Here is a 17664-nt window from a genome sequence, read left to right on the forward strand (position 1 = left end):
ACCGTACCGTTCCATGCAGATCCACCCCGGTTCAGATCCACCCCGTCAGGAGCAACGACCACGATGTCACCGCGAACGAGCCCCACCTCGCCGGAGGCGGGCACCCGTCCTCGCGTCGAGGGCGACCGCGAGCAGGAACTGCTCGAGGCCACGCTCGAGGTGCTCGCCGAAGTCGGCTACGACCGGCTGACGATGGACGCGGTGGCGTCCCGGGCGAAGGCGTCGAAGGCGACGCTCTATCGCAAGTGGGACGGCAAGGCCGCCCTCGTCATCGATGCCCTGATGTCACAGAAGGCACCGCTGGTCGTCAAGGACGACACCGGCAGCCTGCGCGGTGACCTGCTGTCCGTGTTCTGCGGCTCCGGCGGCCTCACCGACAAGCACCAGACCGACCTGCTGGGCAGTGTCATCACGGCGATCGGCCGCGACGCCGAGTTCGCTGCTCAGTTCCGCAACCGCTTCATCGCGCCGAAGGCCGCGGTGGGCCGAGAGATCTACGAACGGGCCCGCGATCGCGGCGAGCTGCGTGACGACGCCGACATCGACCTGCTCTCGACGGCTCTGCCCGGCATCATCCTGCACCGCATGTTCCTGCTGGGCGATCCGCCCACACCGGATCTGATCGCTCGCGTGATCGACCAGATCATTCTTCCCGCCGCCACCCGCGGCTGACCCGACGCACCATCACCACCTCACGAAGGAACCACCCATGACCGACGTCGAATCCCTCGACCCTGCGGAGACGACCTCGTCCGCAGGCGCCGAGGTCTCCACTCCCAGCAAGCACGCCGGCCTCGCGCTCGTGCTCATCCTCACCGCCCAGCTGATGGTGGTGCTCGACTCCACCATCGCCAACATCGCCCTGCCGTTCATCGGCGCGGACCTGGACATCTCCCAGGCGAACCTGACCTGGATCGTCACCGGCTACGCCCTCGCCTTCGGTGGCCTGCTGCTCCTCGGCGGCCGCCTCGGCGACCTCTACGGACGACGCAGGTTGTTCATGATCGGCCTCGTGACGTTCGCCGTGGCCTCGGCCCTCGGTGGCCTGGCCACCAACGAGGCCCTGCTGCTCGCCTCCCGGGCGCTGCAGGGAGTCGGTGCCGCGATGGCTGCACCTGCTGCCCTCGCGCTGATCACCACCACCTTCCCGGCCGGTCCGGCGCGCAACAAGGCGATGGCCGCCTACGCCACCATGTCGGGCGTCGGCGCAGCGATCGGCCTGATCCTCGGTGGCTGGCTGACCGGTCTCGACTCGTTCGTCGGGCTCGACGTCGAGGGCTGGCGGATGACCTTCCTGATCAACGTGCCGATCGGTCTGATCGCCGCGTTCATGGTGCCGCGCGTGCTCACCGAGTCCGAGTCGCACCCCGGCCAGATGGACATCCCCGGCGCCATCACCGGCACCCTCGGTCTGCTCGGCATCGTCTTCGGCCTGTCCCGTGCGGGCGAGGAGGCCTACGGCTGGGACGACCCCCAGACGATCATCCCGCTCATTGCGGGTCTCGCCCTGCTGGCAGCGTTCGCCTTCATCGAGTCGCGGGTCGAGCACCCGCTGTTGCCGGTCCGGATCTTCGCCAACCGCACCCGGGCCACCAGCTTCGCAGCCATGATGATCGCCCCCGCCGCGATGTTCTCGATGTTCTTCTTCCTCAGCCTCTTCATCCAGCAGATCATGGGCTTCAGCTCGCTCGAGGCCGGCTTCGCGTTCCTGCCGTTCTCGTTCGGCATCGTGATCGGCGCCGCGCTCTCGTCGAACCTGATCTCCCGGGTCGACCCGCGCTTCCTCGCCGGCACCGGAACCCTGCTGGCAGCGGTCGCCCTGTTCATGTTCTCGCGCATCCCGATCGACGAGTCCCCGAAGGCGGTGCTCTCCGCGATCGCCGACGGTGGCGCCGACGTCAACTACTGGACGCACATCTTCCCGTTCATCATCATGATGGCCGTCGGCATGGGCCTGGTCTTCGTGCCGCTGACCCTGACCGCGGTGCACCACGTGCGGGCGGAGGACTCCGGCATCGGGTCCGGCGTGCTCAACACCATGCAGCAGGTCGGTGGCGCCATCGGTCTCGCGACCCTGAGCACGGTCGCGCTCCACTTCACCAACAAGCAGGCCACCGATGTGGCTGGCCCGATGGCGGATGCGATCGGCACCAACGGCGGGCAGGTCGACCCGTCCTTCCTCCAGGCCGCCATCTTCAGCTCGAGCTTCCCGGAAGGCGCCACCCATGCCTTCCTGGCCGCAGCGATCCTGATGCTCGCGGCGTCCGCCGTGATCTGGACGTTCCTGGACGTCAAGCACGACGAACTGGCGACCGACGCCCCGGAGGGTGTCCACGTCGGCTGATCAGATCCCCCCAGGCGCGAGGCCGGTCGGAGCACTGCTCCGGCGGGCCTCGTCGCCTTTTCGGGTCATCCGTCCAGCGACCGCGCCACCAGACGAGAGAGTTCGAGCGCCCGGCGTGACCATCCGGGCGTCGCGCCCGCAAGGCCGCAGGCCGGCGAGATGACCAACGAGCCGCCCACCTGCTCCGGGTCGAGCCCGAGCATGTCGAGCCAGCGCCGGACCCGCTCAACGAGGGGCGCGTCTCCGGTGGCGTCGTCGGTCGTCGGGACGATGCCGAGAGCGATCGTGTCGCCGGCCTCGAGAGCCTCCCCCGCGGCGTCGTGGCCGGTGGCGTCGAGCAGACCGAGGTCCACCATGACCCCACGAGCGCCGGCACCGCGGAGCAAGCCGATCGGCACGTCCGGCGCACAGCAGTGCACCCACGGCGTTGCCCCGGCCTCGGTCGCGGCGGCGATCACCCACTCCAGCGCCTGGCTGGCCTCGGGCGGATGGATCGCGCGGTGGCGCCCGAAACCCGATGCGGTCGGGACGGCGGCAGCGAGCACGGCCGGCAGGGCTGGTTCGTCGATCTGCAGGATCAGTTCCGTCGCGGCGGGCAGCCGGCGTCGTACGTCGGCAAGGTGATCGGTCACGGCCTCGGCCAGCGCCTGGGCGAGCTCCCGGCGACCACCGTGGTCGGCGAGGATCCGGTCACCGCGCGGGCGTTCTACGTTCGCAGCCAGGGTCCACGGACCGGTGACCTGCACCTTGAACGGACCGGCGTGGTCCGACGCCCGCTCCTCCAGCCCGTCGAGGTCCTGGGCGAACTGGCTGCGGGCCCGACGCTGATCGATGGCCGGCGCCCCGCTGGTCCCGGTCAGGCGCCAACCTCCGGGCTGGAGGTCGACATCGAGGCCGGTGACCAGGCCGAGCGTCCGGCCGATCATTCCCGCGGGCGCACCGCGGCCGGGGACCTCGGGCAGGAACGGCAACCCGTGTTCGTCGCCTCCGAGCTCTCCGAGCACGAGCGCGACGGCTTCGTCGAAGTCGCGCTGGGTGTCGCCGGGGAAGGAGCCGATGCCGGTGGCGCGGACCGTCACGCAGGCACCCGCTGCGTCGCGGTGATCGTCGCCGAACCGACGACCCGCGTGCCGTCGTACACAACGGCGGCCTGGCCGGGGGCGATGCCCTCGGCGATGTCGATGAGGTCGATCTCGAAGCGGTCGTCGGTGACGCGTACGACGGCGCGATGCTCGGCGCCGTGCGCGCGCATCTGCACCGTCACCCGATCACCGTCGAGGACCGTCCCGGACGGCAGCGGCGTTCCGCACCAGCGCAGCCGGTCACCCTCGACGCGGTCGACGGCGAGGCGTTCGCGCGGGCCTACCGTCACGGTGCCGGAGACCGGCTCGATGTCGAGCACGAAGCGGGGGCGGCCGTCGGCGGCGGGGGTGCCGATGCGCAAACCCTTGCGCTGGCCGATGGTGAAGCCGAAGGTGCCCTCGTGGTGGCCGAGCACCTCTCCGGTCGCCTCGTCGCGAATCTCGCCGCCGTGGTTCGGTGCGCGATCGCCGAGCTTCTCGCGCAACCAGCCGGCGTTGTCGCCGTCGGCGACGAAGCAGATGTCGTGGCTGTCCGGCTTGTCCGCGACGAGCAGGCCGCGGCGCGCAGCCTCGACGCGGACCACATCCTTCGTCGTGTCACCGAGGGGGAAGATCGAGTGCCGCAGCTGCTGCTCGTCGAGGACTCCCAGGACGTACGACTGGTCCTTGGCGTTGTCGACAGCGCGGTGCAGTTCGACCCCCGCGTCGGTGGTCACGACGGTGGCGTAGTGACCCGTTGCGACCGCGTCGAAGCCGAGTGCGAGGGCACGGTCGAGGACCGCGGCGAACTTGATCTTCTCGTTGCAGCGCAGGCAGGGGTTGGGCGTCTCCCCCGCGGCGTAGGTGTCCATGAAGTTCTCGACGACGTCGGTGTGGAACCGGTCGGAGAGGTCCCAGACGTAGAACGGAATCCCGATCACGTCCGCGGCCCGGCGCGCATCGTTGGAGTCCTCGATCGTGCAGCAACCCCGCGCACCCGAGCGGTACGACTTCGGATTGCGCGACAGCGCCAGATGGATGCCCGTGACATCGTGGCCGGCCTCGACGGCGCGCGCGGCTGCGACGGCGGAGTCCACCCCACCGGACATGGCGGCAACGACCTTCATCGCACGATCACCTTGTTCCCCCGACGCCGGTCATGCGCGGGCCGCGCGAGCCCGCTCCACACAGGGAGCGATGGCGGCCGCGACGGCCTCGATGTCGGCGTCGGTGCTGGTGTGGCCGAGGCTGAACCGCAGCGAACTGCGTGCGTCCTCGGGGTTGCGCCCCATCGCGAGCAGGACGTGTGACGGCTGCGGGACGCCGGCCGAACAGGCCGAACCCGTGGAGCACTCGATGCCGCGGGCGTCGAGCAGCATCAACAGCGAGTCGCCCTCACAGCCGGGGAAACCGAGGTGCACGTTGCCGGGGAGCCGGTTGTCGAGGTCACCGTTGAGCACCACGTCAGGCACCTCGCGTCGTACGGCGACAACGAGACGGTCGCGCAGGACGGTCAGCCGTGCGGCGTGGTCCGCCTGCTGCTTGACGGCCAGTTCGACCGCAGCCGCAAAACCCGCGATCGCCGGGACGTCGAGCGTGCCGCTGCGGACATCCCGCTCCTGGCCACCGCCGTGCAGCAGCGCGGTCAGGTCCACCTCTCGTCGTACGACGAGGGCACCCACACCCTGCGGACCGCCGACCTTGTGACCCGAGACTGACAGCGCGTCGACACCGGAGGCGGCGAAGTCGACCGGGACCGAACCAATCGCCTGGACTGCGTCGGTGTGGACGGGGATGCCGTGCTCGGCGGCGAGGGCGACGACCTCGTCGATCGGCTGGAGCGTCCCGACCTCGTTGTTGGCCCACATCACGGTGATTGCTGCGACGGAAGCGGGTTCGAGTTCGACGGCGGCGCGAAGCGCGTCGACCGACAGGCGGCCGAGGCTGTCGACCGGCAACAGGTTGACCGCGGCACCCTCGTGCTCCTCGAGCCACTCCAGCGGGTCGAGCACGGCGTGGTGCTCGACGGCCGAGGCGAGGAAGCGCAGGCGGCGCGGGTCGGTGGCGCGGCGCGACCAGTGCAGGCCCTTCACCGCCAGGTTGTCCGCCTCGGTGCCACCCGACGTGAAGACGACCTCGCCCGGACGACAGTTCAGGGCCTGGGCGATGGTCTCCCGCGACTCCTCCACGATGCGTCGCGCGCGGCGTCCGGAGGCATGCAGCGAACTCGCGTTCCCGACCTCACGGAGTCGCGCCGTCAACGCCTCGATGGCGACGTCGGTCATCGGCGTCGTTGCGGCGTGGTCGAGGTAGACCGTCGGGGCGTCCTTCATGTCGTGTCAAGGGTACGGCGCCGCTGTACAGGGCAGCCACTTCCGGCCACCAGTTCCGGTCACCAGTTCCGGGCACCTGACGGTCACCAACCGTTCACCGCGGCCCCCTACGGTCGCGAACATGCTGCACGACGTACGTGAATACATCGACCGCCTCGACGTCACCGGGCACTCCATCGGCGAGGACCATGACGACGACCCGGTCCTGATCGATCCCTTCGGCAAGGCCGTCGACACGTGGCGCGAGAACTACCCATACCCGGAGCGACTGGCCCGCGAGGAGTACGACGAACAGAAGTACCTGCTGCAGGTCGAACTGTTGAAGTTCCAGGCCTGGTCGAAGAAGAACGGCTCCAAGCACGTCATCGTGTTCGAGGGTCGCGACGCCGCAGGCAAGGGCGGCACCATCAAACGCTTCATGGAGCACCTCAACCCCCGCTACGCCCACGTCGTCGCGCTCACCAAGCCCTCCGACCGCGAACAGGGCCAGTGGTACTTCCAGCGCTACGTCCAGCACCTGCCGACCGCCGGCGAGATCGCCCTGTTCGACCGCAGTTGGTACAACCGCGCGGTCGTCGAACGCGTGATGGGTTTCTGCAGCGACGACGAGTACGAGACGTTCCTGCGCCACGTGCCCTACTTCGAGGAGATGCTCGTCGAGTCGGGCATCACCCTGACGAAGTACTGGTTCTCAGTCACCCAGTCCGAGCAACGCACCCGCTTCATCATCCGCCAGGTCGACCCGGTCCGGCAGTGGAAGCTCTCCCCCATGGACCTCGAGTCGCTCGACAAGTGGCAGGCCTACACGGTCGCGAAGGAAGCGATGATCCGCCGCACCGACACCGACGTGGTGCCCTGGATGACGGTGAAGTCCAACGACAAGAAGCGCGCCCGCATCAACGCCATGCGCCACTTCCTGTCCCAGTTCGAGTACGACGGCAAGGACCACGCCGCAGTCGGTACCCCCGACCCGCAGATCGTCCAGCGCGGGATCGATGCGGTCGGGGACTGATCGTCCGGGTGCCTTCGGTGCCGGACCTGAGCGGCCGGGCGCCGTAGGCGCCGGACGGCCGACCCCCGCCGGCGACTCGGGGTGCCGTCGGCGTCCTTTACGGCGGTTCCTCTTTCGTGCTCGGTGCACGACGCCGACGGCGGGGCCCCCGCTCAAGCCGGCGGGGGTCGGGCCGGGAGGCGCCGAAGGCGCCTGGGCGGTCAGGCCAGGACGACCAGGTCGTCGCGGTGGATGACCTCGCGCTCGTAGGCAGCGCCGAGCTCCTGCTTGAGATCTTTCGAGGACCGGCCCAGCAGGGGCGGCAACTCGGCGGCGTCGAAGTTGACCAGGCCACGGCCGACGACCGCGCCCTCGGGGTCGCGCAGGTCGACCGGGTCGCCCGCGACGAAGTCGCCCTGGACTCCGGTGATGCCGGCAGCGAGGAGCGAGGCACGTCGTTCGACGACGGCACGGACGGCACCGGCGTCGAGCACCAGTGAGCCCTTGGCCTCGGTCGCGTGGCGCAGCCAGAGCAGCCGGATCGGCCGGCGCTTGCCGGTCGCGTGGAACAGGGTCCCGACCGGTTCGCCGGCCAGGGCCGCGGCGGCACCGTCGGCCGAGGTGAGGACCACCGGAATCCCGGACCCGGTGGCGATGGCTGCCGCGTCGACCTTGGTGACCATGCCACCGGTGCCGACACCGGCGGCGCCGACGGAACCGACGGTGATGCCGGCGAGGTCGTCGTCGCTGCGCACGTCGGTGACCAGCTTCGCGCCGGGGCGGGACGGCGGGCCGTCGTACAGGCCATCAACATCGGAGAGCAGCACCAGCAGGTCGGCGTGCACCAGGTGGGCGACGAGCGCCGCGAGGCGGTCGTTGTCTCCGAACCGGATCTCGCTGGTCGCCACCGTGTCGTTCTCGTTGACGATCGGGATGACACCGAACTCGAGGAGCTTGGCGAAGGTCTGGTGGGCGTTGCGGTAGTGCGCGCGACGGGTGACGTCGTCAAGGGTCAGCAGCACCTGGCCGGCGGTGAGACCGTGGCGTGCCAGTTCCTCGGTGTAGCGGTGGACGAGGATGCCCTGCCCGACCGATGCGGCGGCCTGCTGCGCAGCCAGGCCACGCGGACGCTTCTTCAGCCCGAGCGGTGCCAGGCCGGCCGCGATGGCTCCCGAGGAGACGAGCACGACTTCAGCACCCCGGGCGCGCGCGGCGGCCAGGACGTCGACCAGTGAGCTCACCCGGTCGGGGTCGATCCCACCGGCAGCGGTGGTCAGCGACGAGGACCCGATCTTGACGACGATCCGGCGGGCGCCGGTCACCACCTCACGGGTCGAGGTCTCACTCACCGGGGTCTTCCTCGAGCCATGCCTCGTCTTCGGGCACGGCCGGAGCGACGTCCGGGTCCTCCTCAGAGCCGATCTCGTAGGAGGTCGGCCCGTAGACCTCGGGCTTGTCGATACGGCGGGCCACGTCGGCACGCGTCTCACCCTCGGCGCGCTCGCCGAGCTTGGCCTGGATCTCACGACGGCGAAGGGCCGCCTGGCGGTCGTCCTGGAATCGATCGTCCTCGCCACGGCGAGACAGGTTCTCGGCACCGGCATCCACACCGGGCTTGAAGTCGAAGACCACCGAGTTGTCGGTGGGCCCGATCAGCACGGGGTCACCAGCCTCGGCCCCCAACTGCAGCAGGCGCGTCTCGACGCCGAGTCGGTTGAGTCGGTCGGCGAGGTAGCCGACGGCCTCGTCGTTGCTGAAGTTGGTCTGGCGCACCCAGCGCTCGGGCTTCTTGCCGATGACCCGCCAGCCGGCCTTGGTTTGCGTGATCGTGAAGCCGTCGTCGTCGACCGCCTTGGGGCGCACGACGATCCGGGTCGGAATCTCGGCCAACTGGGCCTTGCGCGACTCCTGGACGATCTCGGCCATCGCGAAGATGAGTTCGCGGGTCCCTTCGCCCGACATGGCGGAGATCTCGAAGACGCGGTGTCCCTGCGCGCGCAGGTCCTCCACGACCATCTCGGAGATGCCGCGGCCGTCGGGGACGTCGACCTTGTTGAGCGCGATCAGGCGGGGACGGTCCTCGAGGCCGCCGTAGCGGCTCAGCTCGCCCTCGATGACGTCGAGGTCATCGGCGGGGTTGCGGCCGGGCTCCAGTGTCGCGGTGTCCAGGACGTGCACCAGTGCGGCGCACCGCTCGACGTGGCGCAGGAAGTCGTGCCCCAGGCCACGACCCTCCGCGGCCCCCTCGATCAGGCCGGGGACGTCGGCGACAGTGAAGGTGAAGTCACCCGCGGTGACGACACCGAGGTTGGGGATGAGTGTGGTGAAGGGGTAGTCGGCGATCTTGGGCCGGGCCCGGGAGATCGCGGCGATCAGACTGGACTTGCCCGCGCTGGGGAACCCGACCAGCCCGACGTCCGCGACGACCTTGAGCTCCATGACGATCTCGAGCTCGTCGCCGGGCTCACCCAGCAGAGCGAAGCCGGGCGCCTTGCGCGACTTCGATGCCAAAGACGCGTTGCCGAGACCGCCACGGCCACCTTCGGCCACGACGAGCTCGGTTCCGGCGCCAGTGAGGTCGGCGATGACTTCGCCGTTGCGGTGCTTGACGACGGTGCCGTCGGGGACCCGCAGGATGATGTCCGCGCCGTGCGCGCCATTCTTGTGATCACCGGCACCCATGGCGCCGTGCTCGGCCTGGCGCTTGGAACTGTGGTGATACTCCAGCAACGTGGTGACGTCGGGGTCAACCCGCAGGATCACCGAGCCGCCGGGCCCGCCGTTGCCGCCGTCGGGGCCGCCGAGCGGCTTGAACTTCTCACGGTGGACGGACGCGACCCCGTGACCGCCCCGGCCGGCAGCGACAGTGAGCGTCACGCGGTCGACGAAGGAGGGAACAGCCATGGGATCAGTCTTTCAGTAGAAAATGGCGAAAGGCGCCCCGCGTGACGGGACGCCCTTCGAAACCAGGTCAGATGAGCGTCAGCTCATTCACCCGGGACGATGTTGATGACCTTGCGGCCACGCTTCTTGCCGAACTCGACGGCACCGGGGATCAGCGCGAACAGCGTGTCGTCGCCACCGCGACCCACGCCGGAGCCCGGGTGGAAGTGGGTGCCACGCTGGCGAACGATGATCTCGCCGGCGCTGACGACCTGGCCGCCGAAGCGCTTCACGCCGAGGCGCTGAGCGTTGGAGTCGCGCCCGTTCTTGGTGGACGCTGCGCCCTTCTTGTGTGCCATGTTTCAGTCCTTTAGGAGGAGAGAACCCGCAGGGTTCAGAGAGAGATGTCGGTGACCTTGACCTGGGTGTACTTCTGGCGGTGACCCTGGCGCTTCTTGTAGCCGGTCTTGTTCTTGTACTTCTGGATGATGATCTTCGGGCCCTTGGTGGCACCGAGGACCTCAACCGTCACCGACGCCTTCTCGAGGCCAGTGCTGGTCACGGTCTCACCGTCGACGGTGAGGACCACCGGCAGCGTGAGGGTGTCGCCGACCGGCGTAGCGCACTTGTCGATCTCGAAGACGTCGCCGACCTCGACCTTTTCCTGCTTCGCGCCTGCGCGCACGATCGCGTACACCACCGCGGGCTCCTTCTCACGTCAACGTTCGGGTCTGCGGCACACACAGCTAGGTTTCGCCGGGCGCCAGCAGAACGGCGCACCTGCGGCGCACCGACGGTCAATACTACGGTTCGGGCCGGTATCCACCAAAACGATGGACCCGCCCCGTCCTGTCAGCGCTTGCCAGCGCCCTTCTTCTTGATCGGCACGTGGGCCACGTGCGGCTCCTCGGCGTCTGCACCAGGCGCCTCGACAGCCGGTACGGCGGCGGCAGGCGGTCCAGCCGGACGGCTGGCCGAGCTGCGGCGGGTCCGCGTGACGACCTTGGTCGTTGCGACCGGCGCAGGCGCCGGCTCCTCGACGGGGGCTTCTTCGACCACCACGGGGGCCTCTTCGACCACCACGGGAGCCTCTTCGACCACCACGGGAGCTTCTTCGACCACCACGGGAGCTTCTTCGACCACCACGGGGGCCTCTTCGACCACCACGGGGGCCTCTTCGACCACCACGGGGGCCTCTTCGACCACCACGGGGGCCTCGTCAACCACCACGGGGGCCTCGTCCGTCACGTCGTCCTGGCCTTCGTCGGCGTGCTTGGCCATCGCTGCGACGTCCTTCGGGGACGGAACAGTCGGCTTGGCGGCCGCACCGTTGTCCGCCGGAGCGTCGCCCTGGCCCTTCGGCTTGGCCTTGCGACGGTTGTTGCTGCGACGCCCCTCTTCGGGCTCACCGCCACCGCCGCCACCCTTGGGGGCGACCGGGAGGTCGTGGACGATGAGGCCACGGCCCTGGCAGTGCGAGCAGGTCTCGCTGAACGCCTCGACGAGGCCGGTGCCGATGCGCTTGCGCGTCATCTGGACCAGGCCGAGCGAGGTGACCTCGGCGACCTGGTGGCGGGTGCGGTCGCGGCCCAGGCATTCGACCATGCGGCGGAGGACCAGGTCACGGTTCGCCTCGAGCACCATGTCGATGAAGTCGACCACGATGATGCCGCCGATGTCGCGCAGGCGGAGCTGGCGCACGATCTCTTCGGCCGCTTCGAGGTTGTTCTTGGTGACCGTCTCCTCGAGGTTGCCGCCGGAGCCGGTGAACTTGCCGGTGTTGACGTCGACGACCGTCATCGCCTCGGTGCGGTCGATGACGAGCGAGCCACCGGAGGGCAGCCAGACCTTGCGGTCCAGGCCCTTGGCGATCTGCTCGTCGATCCGGTGCACCGTGAACAGGTCGGCGGCCGAGGGGTCCTGGCGCTCGACGCGGTCCGAGAGATCGGGAGCGATCTGGTCGACGTACTCCTTGACGGAGCTCCAGGCGTCCTCGCCCTGGATGACGAGCTTGGAGAAGTCCTCGGTGAAGAGGTCGCGGACGACCTTGAGGGTCAGGTCGGGCTCACCGTGCAGGAGCTGCGGGGCGTTGCCCTTGGCGACCTTGGCCTCGATGTCGTCCCACTTGGCCTTGAGGCGCTCGACGTCGCGGGTGAGCTCGTCCTCGGACGCACCCTCGGCGGCGGTACGCACGATGACACCGGCCGACGCGGGGACGGCCTCCTTGAGCAGGGCCTTCAGGCGCGACCGCTCGGTGTCCGGCAGCTTGCGCGAGATGCCTGAGGTGGTGCCGTCGGGCACGTAGACCAGGAAGCGGCCCGCGAGGCTGACCTGGCTGGTGAGCCGGGCGCCCTTGTGACCGATCGGGTCCTTGCTGACCTGGACCAGGATGGTCTGACCGGACTGCAGGACCGACTCGATCTTGCGGGGCTGGCCGTCCTTGTGGCCGAGGGCGGACCAGTTGACCTCGCCGGCGTACAGGACCGCGTTGCGGCCCTTGCCGATGTCGATGAACGCGGCCTCCATGGACGGCAGGACGTTCTGCACCCGACCGAGGTAGACGTTGCCGATGAGCGAGGTCTGCGACTCGCGGGCGACGTAGTGCTCGACGAGGACCTTGTCCTCGAGAACGGCGATCTGGGTGAGGTCCTTGCGCTGGCGCACGACCATGACGCGCTCGACCGACTCGCGGCGGGCCAGGAACTCGGCCTCGCTCACGATCGGTGCGCGGCGGCGGCCGGCTTCGCGACCTTCACGGCGGCGCTGCTTCTTGGCCTCGAGGCGGGTGGACCCGGCGATGCTGGTGATCTCGTCCTCGGCCGAGCGCGGCTTGCGGACACGGGTGACGGTGTTCTCGGGGTCATCCCCGCCGTCGCCACCCTGGCCGCCGCCACCTTCACCGGTACGACGACGGCGACGCCGACGACGCGAGGAGGTCGAACCGCCCGGTCCCCCGCCTTCACCGTCGGTGTCGTTCTCGTCGTTCTCGTCGGACGTGTCGTCGCCCTCGGCGGCCGCAGCCGCATCGGCGTCGGCCTTCGCGCGGGCCTGGGCGTTGCCGCCGCCCTGGCGCTGACGCTGGCGCTGGCCGTTGTTGCCACCATTCGCGGCGCGAGCGGGCGCCTTCTCCTGGTCGGCGTCGGTGCTCTCGCCGGACTCGTCGGTCTCGTCGGACTCGTTGGAGTCGGAGCCCTCGGCACCTTCGGCGTCGTCGGAGTCCTCGTCGCCCTCGCCGCCGGCGTTGCCCGCACCAGCAGGCTTGCGGCGACGGCGGCCGCCGCGACGGCGGCGGCGGCGAGCAGCGTTGGCCGACGTCGAGCCACCCTCGGTGCCCTCGTCGTCGTCCTCGTCACCCTCGTCGTCGTCCGAGTCCTCGTCCGGTTCGGCGGCAGGCGCCTCGGCGTCGGCGGGCGTGACCACGGCGTCGGTGGTCTCCTCGTCCTCCTCGGTCTCCTCGTCGGTCGCTGCGGGAACAGCGGTCGTGTCAGGAGCCTGGAACAGGACAGCGGTGTTGCGGGCCGGCCGCGAGGAGCGGGTCCGGGTCGTCACCGTGGTGGTGCGCGCCTCGGAGACCGGTGCCGTCTCGGCAGCCGGCTCGGTGGCCGGCTCGGAGGCGGGCTCGGTGGCGGGCTCGTCGGTCAGGAGCAACTGCTCCGACGTGGGAGCCGCGGCCTTCTTCGCCGGGGTCTTCTTCGCGGCCGTCTTCTTGGCCGTGGTCTTCTTCGCAGCCGTCTTCTTGGCGGCCGTCTTCTTCGCGGGCTTCTCGCCTGCGGACTCGCCAGCGTCAGCCTCGGGCTTCGCGGCCGTCTTCTTGGCGGTGGTCTTCTTCGCCGCCGTCTTGCGCGGGGCGGTCTTCTTCGCCGCGGTCTTCGCGGCAGGCTTCTGCGCAGATGCCTCGGCCGGGGTCTCGACCGTGGCGACCGCCTCGGCGGGAGCCTCTGCCGGCGTGTCGCCCGGCGTGTCGATCGGGTTGTTGGTGGGCGCGTCCGTCATTGCGGTACTCCTCACCCGGGCCCGCTCTCGCGCCCCGGGGTGTCATCGACACGCACCCGGGGGTCGTGTCGTAAGCCTTCGTGGGACGACACCCTCCGCACAGCGTCACTGGAATTCGGACCTTCACCTGCCGCGGTCGCCTTGTGCGTCGCGTCGGGCGGGGTCTGATCTCCACCGTGCCGTCCGGCAGTCACACCTACCGGGCGGCGAGAACGTCGTCAGATCTCCCTGCGCTCTCCTGTAGGACGCGCACGGGGTGGATCCTGTGGCGAGTATCGCACACAGGGTTCACCCGGGAGGTATCAACGAGATGCGAGCGGGTCGCCGATCTCGCCGGTCTCCCGGTCGAGCAGCCCCTGGGCGACCCGCGTGAGCAGGACCGTCGGAGGGGTGTCGAAGCCGGCGACCTGAGCCAGACCCGTGAGCAGGTCGTCGGGTCGTACGGCGGGCACGGAGTGCTCGAGCACGAGGTCCAGGCCCCCCTCGGCGGTGACCTTGAGCCGGACCACGGCCGCGCGGCAGTCGAAGCTGCGCACGCCCTTCTTGGTCATCCGTTCGACGAGAACCGACTCGGTGGCGAGGAAAGCGGCGACGGCGCTGGCGAGGTCCGCAGGCGCGTCCGGCAGGTCGATCTGCCAGTGGCTGGCGGTGAGCAGGTCCGACAGCGACCCGGGGATGGTGTTCGCGCCGTCCACGGCCGTGACGACGTCCAGTCCGTCGGGGAGCACCGCGTCGAGTTCGCGGCCGATGTCGGCGGGGTCCCCGGCCATCGACAGTCCGAGCTCGACGTACTCCGACTCACTGGCCGAACCGGTCGGCGCCGCGCCGGCGTAGGAGATGCGGGGGTGCGGGTGGAACCCGGACGAGTAGGCCATCGGGATCCCGGCACGCACCACGGCGCGCTCGATCGCACGGCTGACGTCGCGGTGGCTGGTGAAGCGCAACCGGCCGCGCTTGGCGTACCTGATCCGCACCTTCTGGACCGGGGGTGCCTGCTGCTCGGGTTGCTGACGACTCACGGGCCGAATGCTAGGTCAGGGAAGGACGGCGCCGCGCATCTGCGGCGAGGCATAGACGTTGGTGATCCGGACGCCGTCGAGCCACCCGGTCAGCCGCTCCGCCTCGCGCTCCAGCGCAGCGCGGGCCTGTGCTCCGACCTCCTCGCGGAGCACCAGGTGCACCCGGGCGTCGTCGTCCTGCACCCAGCACCCCACGATCCGGCCGTCCCACCACGCGGTGTTGCCGGCGTTGCCGTTGCTGTCGAAGAGGTACGGCGTGTCGGCGGGGTCGAGGTAGAAGGCCCGCTCCTTCCACCCCATGACCGTCGGATCGAGTGTCGGCAGCAGCGCGGCCCACGGTTCGACCGGTTCGGCGGGGTCGGTGTCGTCGGGCAGCACCCAGCCGGTCGCGCCCCCGTCGAGCCCGACCTCGACCGCACCGACGTCGGCGAGGGCGCGGCGCACGATCGTCTTCGTCGCCCCGAGCCACCAGACGACGTCGTTCTCGGTGCCGGGGCCGAAGGTCGTGAGCCAACGGCGGACGAGTTCGGCATACCCCTCCGCGTCGGGCACGGGCGACACGTCGGCACCGAGCCAGGCGGCAGTGGTCGTCCAGGTCGGCAAGTTGCGCCGCCAGTGTCCGGCGTTGCTCGCCCGTACGACGCGTCCCTCCGCGCCGAGCATGATCATCACCCACGAACCGACCGGGAAGTTGCCGCCCCACTTCTTCCCGGGGTCACCGATGCTGATCCGGTCGTCGAGGACGGGGACCAGGTCGCGCACCTCCCGCGTCGTGCGCGGCTGGCCGTCGGCGAGGACCGCGAGTACGGCGGCCGCCGCCTCGTCGATCCACGCAGCCACCGCCTCCGGCCCCTCCGCAAGGCCTGCCGCAGCCACGTTCTTGGCGAGCTGGGCGCGCTGCTGCCCCGCGACGCGCGCCGAAGCACTCCCCCACGTCGCCGGCAGCAGGTCGCGTGGAAACACGAAGAGGGTGCGCCGCATCGCCAACTGCTTGACCAGGCTCCGGTCGTCGTACAACGCGGCGTCGACGTCGGCCACCGTGACGCCCTCGACCCGCGCCCACAGGGCGAGGTGGACCGTCGCTGCCTCGGTCGCGTGCAGAACGGTCATCGCGTGGGCCGCTTCATCGACGGAAGGAAGCCGTCGGGCGAGGCCGTGCCGAACCGCGAGACGACGGCGGCGATCTGCATCGGTGATGTGAAGCACCCCACCATCGTTGCCCATTAGGGTGTGCGGGTGAGCGATCCCTACGGCAACAACCCGTACGGCCAGAACCCTGGCGGCCAGACCCCCGGCGGACAGCCGAACCCCTACGGCACACCCGCCGGTGGCGGCTACGGCGCGCCCGGTGGCGGTGGCGGCTACGGCCCGCCGGCCGGTGGCGGTTACACGGGTGGGTCCGATCCCCTGCCGCCGAAGACCGACGGACTGTCGATCGCGGCCCTGGTCGTGAGCTTCCTCTGCTGCTTCGCCCCCGTCGGCGTGATCCTCGGGTTCGTCGGCCTGTCGCGCACCAAGGGCGGCAAGCGCAAGGGCCGCGGGATCGCGATCGCCGCGATCGTCATCGGCATCCTGATGAGCCTCGCCACCGGTGCCGGCATCGCGGCCCTGGCGATCTTCGCCGACAAGGTCGTGACGCCGGCCAACGCGGAGGTCGGGCAGTGCGTGAACATCAAGGAGGAGGACGGATCGATCTTCCTCTACAAGAAGGAGTGCACCGAGGAGCACGACGCCGAGATCGTGGGCGTCGCCGAGGTCACCAATGACAACCTCGAAGCGGTCGAGACCGGCATGACGACGTACTGCGCCGAGGCCATCGACCAGGAAGACCTCGCCAAGCTCGGGGCATCTCTCGCTGACGTCGAGGCCGTCATCGAGGACCCGAACGACGTCTCCGTCGGCGACACCCTCGTCTGCTACGTCCACCCGGACGACAAGCTCGACAAGCCGCTGCTCTGATCACGTGACCGACCCGTACGGCGGCTTCCCCCAGTACGAGCCGCCGGCGGGTGGTTCGCCCACGCCTTCCGGCGTCCCCTGGGGCGACCCGAAATCCGTGCAGGTCTCCAGAGACGGTGTCTCGATCGCCGCCCTGGTCTGCTCGCTGACCTGCTGCGCTGCGCCCATTGGTGTCGGCCTGTCCATTGCCGGCATCGTCCGCACCCGGGACGGGATGCGATCCGGCCGGTGGGCCGCGATCACCGGCCTGATCCTGGGCGCAGTCCTCATCATCGGGTTCGTCGGGTTCGCGACCCTGCTGGGCGTGCGCGCCCTGTACGTCGAAGAGACCCAGGTCGGCCAGTGCATCAACTTCGACGTCTTCGACGGCCTCGCCGAGGGCGAATGCGGCGAGCCACACGACGCCGAGGTGATCTGGGTCAGCAGCCTCGACGCCAACCTCGTGGACCAGTGGCGCAACCACTCGTCAGAGGACTTCTGCGCCGCCCGAGCACTCACGCCCGAGCACCTCACCGCACTGGAAGGCGACGACTACACCGTCGAGATCTTCATCGAGTCGTTCGACGAACCCGAGGAGGGTGACTGGATCCTCTGCTACGTCGAACGCGCCGACGGCAATCAGATGGAAGGTCGACTGACCGAGACCGGTGGCGAACCAGCCAGGACCGACCCCGAGTACACGTCAGACCAGTCAATCGAGGTCATCGACCTTGTGACCGGCGACTGCTTCGACGACACGGTCCTCGGCGACCTTGAGTCTGCGCAGCACGGTGCAGCGGATGGCCAGTTGCATCGGGTCCCCTGCAACGGACCGCACCAATTCGAGGTGTACGGCAAGTTCGTGATCACGGGTGACAAGTTCCCCGGCGATGCGGCGATCATCAAGGAGACAGACCGCTGTCTACCCTTGTTCAAGGACTACGTCGGTCGGTCGTTCTCGAGATCGACCTACGAGAGTTACAGCTACCACCCCAGCGAGGACAGCTGGTCGATGGGCGATCGTACGGTCACCTGCGTCCTGTCCGACCCTGACGTCAGGGAGCGGACCCGCAGCGCGAAGAACACACAGATCTGAGGGTGA

General features: G+C 69.6%; 15 protein-coding genes. 5 read left to right on the plus strand and 10 right to left on the minus strand.

Translation table 11 applies throughout. From position 1 onward, the window contains the following. Window positions 1-63: 63 nt before the first annotated feature. Together HRC28_RS20575 and HRC28_RS20580 are read left to right on the plus strand one after the other, a co-directional pair. Window positions 64-672: a TetR/AcrR family transcriptional regulator gene (locus HRC28_RS20575; RefSeq protein WP_182377250.1), complete on the plus strand. Its 609-nt coding sequence runs from the start codon at window positions 64-66 to the stop codon at window positions 670-672. Between the two features lie 37 nt (window positions 673-709). Next, window positions 710-2344: an MFS transporter gene (locus HRC28_RS20580; protein ID WP_182377251.1), complete on the plus strand. Its 1635-nt coding sequence runs from the start codon at window positions 710-712 to the stop codon at window positions 2342-2344. 65 nt (window positions 2345-2409) lie between these two features. Here the strand turns inward: HRC28_RS20580 and HRC28_RS20585 are convergent, their stop codons facing one another. From HRC28_RS20585 to HRC28_RS20595, 3 genes are read right to left on the minus strand one after another with little or no spacing between them, the layout of a single operon-like run. Continuing rightward, window positions 2410-3423, minus strand: coding sequence for a methionine synthase (locus HRC28_RS20585; protein WP_182377252.1), 1014 nt, complete (start codon window positions 3421-3423; stop codon window positions 2410-2412). Beyond that, window positions 3420-4532, minus strand: coding sequence for a tRNA 2-thiouridine(34) synthase MnmA (gene mnmA, locus HRC28_RS20590; protein ID WP_182377253.1), 1113 nt, complete (start codon window positions 4530-4532; stop codon window positions 3420-3422). The genes HRC28_RS20585 and mnmA overlap by 4 nt, the downstream gene beginning before the upstream one ends. Before the next feature lie 30 nt (window positions 4533-4562). Beyond that, window positions 4563-5738, minus strand: coding sequence for a cysteine desulfurase family protein (locus HRC28_RS20595; RefSeq protein ID WP_182377254.1), 1176 nt, complete (start codon window positions 5736-5738; stop codon window positions 4563-4565). 121 nt (window positions 5739-5859) lie between these two features. On the opposite strand from HRC28_RS20595, the gene ppk2 reads away from it, so the two are divergent. Then, a complete protein-coding gene (gene ppk2 / locus HRC28_RS20600; protein WP_182377255.1) occupies window positions 5860-6750 on the plus strand; it encodes a polyphosphate kinase 2 in 891 nt (296 codons plus the stop codon). Between the two features lie 200 nt (window positions 6751-6950). Here the strand turns inward: ppk2 and proB are convergent, their stop codons facing one another. The 7 genes from proB to HRC28_RS20635 all read right to left on the minus strand — a co-directional run bounded on the left by proB (window position 6951) and on the right by HRC28_RS20635 (window position 15734). Then, entirely contained in the window at window positions 6951-8078 is a 1128-nt protein-coding gene (gene proB, locus HRC28_RS20605; RefSeq protein WP_237111587.1) for a glutamate 5-kinase, read from the minus strand. Next, the gene (obgE, locus tag HRC28_RS20610) at window positions 8071-9633 is read right to left on the minus strand and encodes a GTPase ObgE (RefSeq protein ID WP_182377256.1); all 1563 of its coding nucleotides are present in this window, start codon (window positions 9631-9633) and stop codon (window positions 8071-8073) included. Before obgE ends, proB begins: the two co-directional genes overlap by 8 nt. An 83-nt stretch (window positions 9634-9716) precedes the next feature. Then, on the minus strand, window positions 9717-9971 hold the full coding sequence (rpmA, locus tag HRC28_RS20615) for a 50S ribosomal protein L27 (RefSeq protein ID WP_056713888.1): 255 nt from the start codon (window positions 9969-9971) through the stop codon (window positions 9717-9719). Between the two features lie 35 nt (window positions 9972-10006). Then, a complete protein-coding gene (gene rplU, locus HRC28_RS20620) occupies window positions 10007-10309 on the minus strand; it encodes a 50S ribosomal protein L21 (protein ID WP_182380835.1) in 303 nt (100 codons plus the stop codon). A 155-nt stretch (window positions 10310-10464) separates the two neighbouring features. Continuing rightward, entirely contained in the window at window positions 10465-13605 is a 3141-nt protein-coding gene (locus HRC28_RS20625) for an Rne/Rng family ribonuclease (RefSeq protein ID WP_182377257.1), read from the minus strand. Window positions 13606-13907: 302 nt separating this feature from the next. Then, entirely contained in the window at window positions 13908-14624 is a 717-nt protein-coding gene (locus tag HRC28_RS20630; RefSeq protein ID WP_182377258.1) for a TIGR03936 family radical SAM-associated protein, read from the minus strand. A 15-nt stretch (window positions 14625-14639) separates the two neighbouring features. Further along, entirely contained in the window at window positions 14640-15734 is a 1095-nt protein-coding gene (locus tag HRC28_RS20635) for a winged helix DNA-binding domain-containing protein (RefSeq protein ID WP_237111588.1), read from the minus strand. A 126-nt stretch (window positions 15735-15860) separates the two neighbouring features. Between HRC28_RS20635 and HRC28_RS20640 the strand changes: the two genes are divergently transcribed. Together HRC28_RS20640 and HRC28_RS20645 are read left to right on the plus strand one after the other, a co-directional pair. After that, entirely contained in the window at window positions 15861-16583 is a 723-nt protein-coding gene (locus HRC28_RS20640) for a DUF4190 domain-containing protein (protein ID WP_182377260.1), read from the plus strand. Between the two features lie 4 nt (window positions 16584-16587). Next, window positions 16588-17658 (plus strand): DUF4190 domain-containing protein, encoded by a 1071-nt coding sequence (locus HRC28_RS20645; protein WP_182377261.1) that lies wholly within the window; start codon window positions 16588-16590, stop codon window positions 17656-17658. Window positions 17659-17664 lie beyond the last annotated feature (6 nt).

The sequence above is a fragment of the Nocardioides sp. WS12 genome, from assembly GCF_014108865.1.
In the GTDB taxonomy this organism is placed as follows: Bacteria; Actinomycetota; Actinomycetes; order Propionibacteriales; family Nocardioidaceae; genus Nocardioides.